General features: G+C 38.9%; 9 protein-coding genes. 8 read left to right on the top strand and 1 reads right to left on the bottom strand.

Translation table 11 applies throughout. The features are described 5' to 3' along the window. Window positions 1–284 precede the first annotated feature (284 nt). A complete protein-coding gene (locus OOZ15_RS09650) occupies window positions 285–2,108 on the bottom strand; it encodes a DUF885 domain-containing protein (RefSeq protein WP_265956189.1) in 1,824 nt (607 codons plus the stop codon). A 285-nt stretch (window positions 2,109–2,393) separates the two neighbouring features. Here OOZ15_RS09650 and OOZ15_RS09645 point away from each other — a divergent pair, with 285 nt between their 5' ends. From OOZ15_RS09645 to OOZ15_RS09610, 8 genes are all read left to right on the top strand, one after another. Beyond that, on the top strand, window positions 2,394–3,257 hold the full coding sequence (locus OOZ15_RS09645; RefSeq protein ID WP_265956188.1) for a helix-turn-helix domain-containing protein: 864 nt from the start codon (window positions 2,394–2,396) through the stop codon (window positions 3,255–3,257). A gap of 191 nt (window positions 3,258–3,448) precedes the next feature. Further along, a complete protein-coding gene (locus OOZ15_RS09640; protein WP_265956187.1) occupies window positions 3,449–4,465 on the top strand; it encodes an MBL fold metallo-hydrolase in 1,017 nt (338 codons plus the stop codon). Between the two features lie 93 nt (window positions 4,466–4,558). Then, window positions 4,559–5,428 carry a hypothetical protein gene (locus OOZ15_RS09635; RefSeq protein WP_265956186.1) on the top strand — a complete coding sequence of 290 codons (870 nt, stop codon included), beginning with the start codon at window positions 4,559–4,561 and terminating at the stop codon, window positions 5,426–5,428. Window positions 5,429–5,450: 22 nt separating this feature from the next. Next, entirely contained in the window at window positions 5,451–7,148 is a 1,698-nt protein-coding gene (locus tag OOZ15_RS09630) for an amidohydrolase family protein (protein ID WP_265956185.1), read from the top strand. A 31-nt stretch (window positions 7,149–7,179) separates the two neighbouring features. After that, window positions 7,180–7,317, top strand: coding sequence for a hypothetical protein (locus OOZ15_RS09625; protein ID WP_265956184.1), 138 nt, complete (start codon window positions 7,180–7,182; stop codon window positions 7,315–7,317). Between the two features lie 24 nt (window positions 7,318–7,341). Then, window positions 7,342–7,788, top strand: coding sequence for a cupin domain-containing protein (locus tag OOZ15_RS09620; RefSeq protein ID WP_265956183.1), 447 nt, complete (start codon window positions 7,342–7,344; stop codon window positions 7,786–7,788). Window positions 7,789–7,860: 72 nt separating this feature from the next. Beyond that, complete coding sequence (locus OOZ15_RS09615) at window positions 7,861–8,010, top strand: hypothetical protein (protein ID WP_265956182.1); 150 nt, start codon at window positions 7,861–7,863, stop codon at window positions 8,008–8,010. Window positions 8,011–8,174: 164 nt separating this feature from the next. Further along, window positions 8,175–9,032, top strand: a complete 858-nt coding sequence (locus OOZ15_RS09610) for a helix-turn-helix domain-containing protein (RefSeq protein ID WP_265956181.1) — start codon at window positions 8,175–8,177, stop codon at window positions 9,030–9,032. Window positions 9,033–9,099: the final 67 nt, after the last annotated feature.

Genomic DNA, 9,099 nt, shown 5'->3' with positions numbered 1-9,099 from the left:
TAGCGGCACTCACTGTAATTCAGTACATCAATAAATTCATTTTCAACAGAAATATCAATAATATTAAAATCAGCATTGTTTAAAATGCACAACGGGTTAGTATAATAAAAAAATATACTTATAAAGAGACTATTTATTTTTATTTGCCATTGATTTCTATTTCAATTCTTTTAGGTGTTTATTTCCTTTTTAAGGCTTGCTAAATACAAAAAAGCTCTTTGATTGTATTATACATAAAAGCAAACCATTAAAACCGAGCAGCCACAAAACCTTAAACCATATTATCAAGACGATTTAGAGTTTACCCAATCATCTACCATTTTTTCTAATAAATCCAAGGGGACAGGGCCACTGGTAAGAACAACATCGTGAAACTCCCTAATGTCGAATTGATCACCTAATTTTTCTTTTGCTTGTTCTCTCAGTTCCAGAATTTTCATCATACCTACTTTGTAGGCTGTGGCTTGTCCGGCCATGACGATGTGGCGTTCAACCATGCGTCTACATTCGCGTTCAGAGCCTGAAGTGTTGGTCTGGTAGTAGTCAATACCTTTTTCACGGGTCCATTTTTTGGTGTGTATTCCAGTGTCAACGACCAATCGGCAGGCACGCCAAAGTTCCATGGCCAATCGGCCGTAATCGGAGTAGGGGTCTTTGTACATCCCTATTTCTTTTGGCAAGAATTCACAATACAATCCCCAACCTTCACTAAAGGCCGTATAATGTCCGTATTTCCTAAATTCAGGAATACCTTCCAACTCCTGGGCAATGGACAGTTGCATATGATGCCCCGGGATGCCTTCGTGATAGGCGAGTGCTTCCATTTCGAACTTGGGCATGTTTTTGGAGTCTGCAAGGTTGGCATAATAGATACCGGGACGGCTTCCGTCTTTTGAAGGACTTTGATAAAAAGCTTTTCCTGCTGATTTTTCGCGGAAGGCTTCTACGCGCTTCACTATCATATCGGCTTTAGGCTTGGTCAAAAACAGCTTGTCCAATTGTTTTTTCATATTGTTTACAATGGTGGTTGCACTGTCCATATAAACCTCCTTGCCTTCGTCTGTATCGGGGTAATAAAACTGATCATCTTCCCTTAAAAACTTGAAAAAGCCTTGCAAATCGCCTTCAAAACCCACCTGTTTCATTATATCACGCATTTCTTCTTGTATGCGTTCCACTTCCTTTATGCCTGTTTCATGTATTTGTTCTGCGCTTAGATCGGTGGTGGTTATAGTTTTAAGGCGGTATTTGTAATAAGCTTCACCATCGGGGAATTTCCACACTCCATCGTCTGTGGTGGCTCGGCTTTCCTGTCCGTCCATAAAGGTAATAAGTTTTTCATAGGCTGGTTTTACAGCGGTTTCCAAGACTTCTGTAGCTTCTTCCAATAAATCGTTTTTATCTTCATCGTTTATGGAAAGTGCTTCAACCTTCTTTTTAAAATCGCTGTACAAGGGGTTTTCTGATGTCTCAGTAACGGGAATCCCCGAAATAATGTTCTTGCAATCGTCAATGACCATCGGGTAAACAAATTTAGGGGGTAGGATGCCTTTGTCTTCGGATGTTTTCATGTTTTCTATTAGCTGGTCAAACAAAGCCGGAACTTTATTTAATCTGTTGATATAAGCTTTTGCATCTGGCAGACTGTCTACGCGGTGCATGTTGGACAACATATTGACTACCGTAGTGTGCATACCAAACATTTGGTTCACAGGATAGTCGTAATAAAAGTATTTAAAACTTGAAATATCATCTTCACACCTAGAAACAAACAAGTCGTAACTCGTTTTAGCTTCCGGAGTCAAGGCGTTGTAATCAATGGAGTCTTTAAGCCACTGCAGTGAAGCCTTGTTGATTTCCACTTCTTTTTTTGCAAAGTCTTCAGAGAGGTTATCCCACTTGTCATGGTCTTTTTTGATGCCGAGGTAAGCTTGAAACATAGGGCTACGGTCTACGGCTTCATCAAAGGCTTTTTGAAAAAAAGCGTTGGCTTTTTCTGTTTCTGCTGCTATTTCTTCTTCAGGATATGTTTTTTTTGAAGTGTTGGTGTTGCAGGAAAATAAAAAGGCAATAAGTAAAGTTGACAGAATTAAGCGCTTAGCGGACATAACTAATAAGTTTTATTATTGATTATGAAAATACAAAATTGTAGAGGATAAAAAAGAAAGTATTCAGAAGCTTGTATTGGAGAAATCCTATCCCGATAATCTGAAGATTCTTGAATTACATCTATTTTTCAGGGTGATTTTCTTTAAGCTGTTATTTGATTTGTAAATTTAATACATTATTAATCAATTTGTTATAATTATGCCCCTTGGTAAACAGTCTTCAATAACCCTATAGGCTGGTTTTCAACCCTTAATTTGATTTTTTGGCAGATAAACAGCTTATTTATGAATGGAAATAACGTACATGCTACTTTCCCCTTGTCTATGAGTGCAGGGATAAAGACCGTTAGGGAATATCATTTGCCTTATACGTTGATTGAATGTAACCTGAAGGATGAATTCTTAAATATGTTTCCCCGTATTGGCCATTTGGTCTGTAACCTTTTTATAGGGGAGACATTATGTTGCAAGTTTTTAAACTATACAGAGGAACAGTTTTACAGCAACCGTCTTTACATAACAGGTCTGCTCTCAAAAGGGCCATTGTCTTTTTCCATGAACAATTGCGGAAAAGGCTACGCCTTTAAAATACACCCGGTTGTTGGTTATCATCTTTTAAAAACGCCCATGACTGAACTGGTAGACAGGCAGGTAATGGTAAGTAATGTGCTCGATATAGAAGGTCATTTGTTGCAATGGCTTGAAAAAAACGAAAATATCGGTTCTATTGATAATAAATACCTGAACCGTTTTTTATGGGAATCCCTTCCCGATAAAAAATCCTTCCTCAACGATCCCATCTATCATGCCGTTAATTATATTATAACAAACAAAGGAAAGGTTGTCATAAAAAAACTGGCGGAAAACTTTTGCGTAAGCCAACGTACATTACAAAGGCAATTCCTTATGAAAGTAGGCCTTACACCCAAGGCCTATGCTAATATATGGATGACGCAGCACGCCATACAACTGATTGGAAAACACCCTACTATGAGCCTAGCCGAAGTAGCTTTTAGGGTAGGTTATTATGATGTAGCGCACCTTGCCCACGATTTTAAGGATAGGGTAGCACTTCCCCCTTCCACGCTTGCAAAACAACTTAACCCATTAACCAGTAGTTACCTTAACGCCCCTGAGATTACCGAATAATGTCCATTTTTTACAGTAAATGTAATAAGGGTATAGTTTAATTTTATAGATATAATTCGCTATTAATCAAACATATAAAATCATGGATTTTAATAAATCGATTTCAAGACCCTTGTGACGAAGCATTGAATAACAAAATTCATCCCTTCAAGGATTATAAAATAAAGAAACAACCAAAAACAATTATAAAAATGAAGAATTCCATTTATGATCGTCGTCAATTCATTAAACACAATGCCGCAGCTCTAACAGGATTTGCACTGGCACCTTCTTTTTTGAAAGGGCAGGAATCAAATCATAAAATGAAAGAAAATAACCTGTACAAACCACTTGGTTTCTACCATTTTACTTTGGGTGAGATAGATATCACTATTTTGAACGATGGATATTTTTACCTATCGGAAATAACCCCGCCCGACATGCATCAGGTGGAAGGACTTGCAGTTAACGTGCCTGACGAGGTACGTCGGGAATATTTTGAATCTCGCATTCTCACACCAAAAGCTCCTCGTTTACCTATATCTCCTGTGCTGGTCGAAACCAAGCACGAACGTATTTTGATTGACAGCGGATGGTCAATTCCCGGGGCATCGGAGACTGCAGGGCAGACTGGATCCATGCTTGAGTTAATAGGTGTCGATGTTAAAAGCATCGATAAAGTTCTTCTGACGCATGCACACCCCGACCATCTCGGAGGGCTGGTCGATAATTCTATCAAAAATGTCATTTTTCCTAATGCTGAAGTTATACTGGCTGAAAAGGAGTTTGAATTTTGGACTGGAGATGACGCTCTACCGTTACTGGAAAGCCCGGCCTTATCCCCAATACCGGATATACTCAAAAAACTTGAAAGTCAGCTTCGTCTGATCCATCCTGACGACACGGTTGCAGATAATATTCAAAGTATCCCTACACCAGGACATACACCGGGCCATATCTCTCTTGCCCTAGATACCGGAAACGGTAAAATTCTGTTTACAGGTGATGCCCTTGTTAATATTCACACCAGTTTTGAACGCCCCGACTGGCATAATTTCTGGGATATGGATAGGGAGGAAGCGGCTCGTTCACGCCATCGAATTCTTAATCATGCCACGACAAATGACATGCTGATCATAGGCTTTCATTTTCCATTTCCAGGTATGGGTTATGCCATAAGAGATGGTGACGCCTATCGATGGTACCCGGCAGGAACGACAATGCTCTGATAAAAGAAAATGATTTACACTGAGGTTCACATGGATTATGATTCTGAATAATTGAAAATGTAAAATAAAAAATCAACCAAAACACTTATAAAAATGAAAAATGCAATTTACTATTTGTTGATTTTCGGATTGTTGCTGATTAGCTGTAAACAATCTACCAAAACAACAAGCGATGAGATTGCCAAAGCTACAGTAGCAGACAGCACCCAAACTACCAAGGCTGAAACCTTTACCTACGATCCCAGGCTGGACCTTTACGAAGCCGATAAGGAAGTCATTACCCAATTAGGCGATACCCTGGGAATGAAACTCGTTTTGATAGACCAGGAGAAAGGTGAAGCCATGCCGTGGCATGCCCACCCGCTACATCATTCCTATTATTTCTATGAAGGAAAAAGGGGGGAAGCATCTGAGGATGGTATTTTTTGGATGGAATTTGATTTGCCATTCTCTTTGAGTGGTATTGGTGGCATAGGTGGGGTAGAGGGAACTGAACCACATAGCGGGGCAGTCAACCTGGACGAAACCCATATAAAATGTATAGATCTGGATATTTATGATCGCAGTGAAATGGAAACAACCAAACCCTTTGAATATGACCCTAAAAAAGATTTATACAACTTGAAGTCAGAATCTGTAAAACAACTGGCAGATACACTGGGCATAAAAATGTATCTAATTGACCTGCAACCGGGCGATTCCATTAAATGGTGGAATGGATTTAATCATCCCAAACATGCCGTCTTTGTCATGGAAGGCGGAAAAATAGAACCATCACTCCCCACCCCACCAGGTGGTGCACCAGATGTTTATGTTAAAACCGGGACGGGTGCTATCAGAAATGCTACCGAAGAAAGTGAGAAAGCTTTCAGAGCCAGGTTTGGTAAGGATGTATATTACATAAAAAACATTGACGACCACCCCATAAAATTCTGGTTTACGGATGTATATACGGAGGAATAAACAATGACCAAAACACGACCAAATGAAATATTTAACCACATTTTTAATCACATTTCTGATTATAATTACAGTTTCCGCACAGCAAATAGCCATAAGGAACGTAAACCTGATAGATGTGAAAACCGGAAAGGTACTTTTTGGCCAAAGCGTACTGATTTCCGATAAAACCATTTCCCGGGTGGTATCGGACAAAAAACTGAAAGTTGATGCTGAGACTAATGTAATAGATGCCGAAGGGAAATATTTAATGCCAGGTTTGGTAGATGGCCATGTCCATCTTGGGCTCTCAGGCAGTCTTTATTCTAATCCCCGTTGGGTTGATTTTGAACAACGTATATCTTATCGTGAAGAGCATGAACAGAGTCCGCACAATTCTGCAGATTATTTGCACCGATATCTTCGGCTTGCCATTACTTCGGTAATGGATATTGGAGGGCCTTTTGAGAATTTTATCATTAGAGACAGTATCAGCACAGCCACCCCTTCCCCCAATGTGTGGATGGCGGGGCCACTGTTTTCTACTATAGAACAGCCCGATCCTGCAATAATAAAAGTGGCTTCAAAAGAAGATATTGATAAACTTTTTAACAAATTACTCCCAAAAACACCGGATTTTATTAAAATATGGTATCAGGCTCCTTCCGAACTTCCGGCCGAAGAAACATATCCGCTTATAAGGCGGATAGGGGAGTTGTGCAAAAAACATGGTCTAAAACTTGTTGTACATGCCCATGAATTAAATACGGCTCGACTTGCTGTTGAATCAGGTGCCAACACTCTTGCACATAGCATTATAGACGGCATAATTCCTGATGATTTTATAAAAACACTTAAAGACAAAGAGGTAACCTATATCCCCACATTAGCGGTCTATAAAAAAATAGGGGAAAGCCTTAGCGGACAGCTAGCCCATCATCCACATGACCTGGCTTGGGCCAATCCTTTTAATTATGCCACTTTAACTGACATAGAGGCTATGGATACTTTAACCATTCCAAAAGGGATAAAAATGCTCCGCAACAAAGAAATTCACCCTCCTTTTCATGGAGCGGATTCCATTGGGAAAATCAACTTGAAGAAAGTTGCACAGGGAGGGGTACGTATAGCTACCGGTACCGATGCAGGAATGTTTGGGGTTTTTCATGCTTCTTCCTATCTACAGGAACTTGAAGAAATGAGTGATGCTGGACTCTCCAATGCCGAAATTTTAGAGGCAGCAACCATAAATGCAGCCTTTGGATATGGTAAAGATAACCTCATAGGAAACATCGAAAAAGGCAAACTGGCAGATATGATACTACTTGCTGAAAACCCACTGGAATCCATAGAAAACCTGAACACTATTGAATTGATCTTTAAAAACGGTAAGATTATTAAACCCGATACTATAATCAATGAAAGCCCTGAAGCTGTGGTACAGCGACAAGTAAATGCTGTTAATGCCCGGGATATAGACGCCTTTCTGGACACCTATGCCGAAGATGTCGAAATTTATGATTCCTCCGGGAAGCTTTTAATGAAAGGTCATGAGCAAATGAGGGAAAGATATGGGCCGGGATTTAAGACCCCCAATATATACCTCCAAATAGAAAACAGGATTGTGCATGGCAACACGGTGATTGACAAGGAAAAGATAAGGGCTGGGGAAAAAATCATCCGAGCCATAGTGGTTTATGAAGTGGTTGACGGGAAGATTAAAAAATCCATTCATTATTATTGACTTAATGTAGTAAATCCCCAGATATAATATTATGAGTAAAGGTAGAACCAAGACCAATACAGAAGTTATTAGAAATGCCTCGAAAGGAAATAACGAGAACCGTTTTATAAAAAATATAGACACCCGTCCCATAAAAATTTGGTTTACCGATGTGTATCCGGAGGAATAAACAATGACCAAAACACTTATAAAAATGAAAAATGCAATTTACTCTTTGTTGATTTTCGGATTGTTGCTGATTAGCTGCAAACAATCAACAAAAAATACGGACAAAAATGACATAGAAACCTCTGAAGCTGTTGTTGAAGTGGTTCAAAAAGAAGAAGTCCCAGCATACGATCGGGCAAAAGGCGGTCATCTCGTAGGATCTCAAATGACTAAAATGCTAGGGGATACCCTTGGCATTATTATGTATGAATTCACTATGGAACCTGGTGACACTGTAGGTTTGCACTCCCATCCCAAACATACGGTGTATGTACTTGAAGGAGGTACCATAGCGGTTTATTGGGATGGAACGGAAAAGCAAATTATGGAATTACCTGCCGGGGAGGGGTTTGTAAGCCCTCCTGCGTCTGATGCAGCGGTAAACGTGGGCGAGACTACTATCAAGCTGTTGACAGTTGATATTTACGAATAAGAAACAGATAATTGTAGTTTGATTTTTTGCTAATACGGTTATGTATAAGATCGATATTAAAAAGATAACATTATGAAAAAAGCTGTTGCCATTCTCCTTCTTGCCCTAGGTATATTTATGATCGTTTTGGGTATTAAAAATAATATGCTGCCTCCGGGACTTACCGGAATAGGTTTTTTGGCTATAGGCTTACTTTTGTTTAAGAAGGAAAATAAATTGTGAATGTTTTTTAATCAAGGGATTTTGGGATTACATCTAGTTTTTACAGTTAAAATTCCCTTTGGATGTTAAATTTTGTATGTTTAATGTATTGATAAATAATTTTTTATGCGTTGTGCAAATTTTGTTTGCGTTAGATTTTAATTCAAAAAACAAAAACCTTGTTCATGAATGTATATGAGTTTCATAAATCCAATCCGGATATTTTTCAGCAATTTTCTATAAAGGATATACTTTTCCTTTATTACAAATGCCCCCAAAAAGAAAAAATCCTTCAATTGCATTCTCCTTACAATCAACTTACATTTTCCATAACCGGTAAGAGAATATTCCATCAGGGCGATTACACTTATGATGTGTCAGAAAACTCTGGATTTCTCTTACGAAGAGCAGGTTTTTTACAAGAAATGGATGATAAGATAAAAGGATGGGAATTAATGGCGTTTTACCTGAAAGACGATTATCTGAAAGAAATATTTAATGAGTTCAGATCCCATTTACCACTTAGCAACCTTCCGCCCCCACCAAAGGAAATGGTAATCTCTATGGATATTAACGATTCTATCCGTAACTGCTACCTCAGCTTAATTCCCTACTTTGAGCAAAAAGGGCCTTTGCCGGAAAAACTCTTGGAAATAAAATTGAAGGAATTGCTCTATAACGTTTTTACCAACCCAAAAAACCGGAACATCCTTTCTTATATCAACAACTTGACCGATGGCCATACAACACCTATATGGGAAGTTATGGAAGCCAACTATATGTACAACCTTAAATTATCAGAGTATGCACAATTGGCCAACAGAAGCCTGTCTTCGTTCAAAAGGGAATTTGAAGGGTTTTACGGAACTACACCGGGAAAATGGCTCATAGAAAAACGAATTGAACGGGCTAAATCATTTATAGAAACCACCCGGAAACCCATTGGCGACATAGCTTTTGAAAATGGTTTCAACAACCTGTCGCACTTCAGCCGGGTTTTTAAAAACAAGTATGGTAACTCCCCATCATATTTCCGTAAATAACTGAATAACAAAATAAAACCCTTTCCTTAAAGTAAAAAAATTGGACTTTTAAGAAAACTCGCCTGCT

The sequence above is a fragment of the Galbibacter kalidii genome, assembly GCF_026241135.1.
Taxonomy (GTDB): Bacteria; Bacteroidota; Bacteroidia; order Flavobacteriales; family Flavobacteriaceae; genus Galbibacter.
Note: the sequence above shows the minus strand (reverse complement) of the source record. Positions and strands in the feature narration are given on the sequence as shown.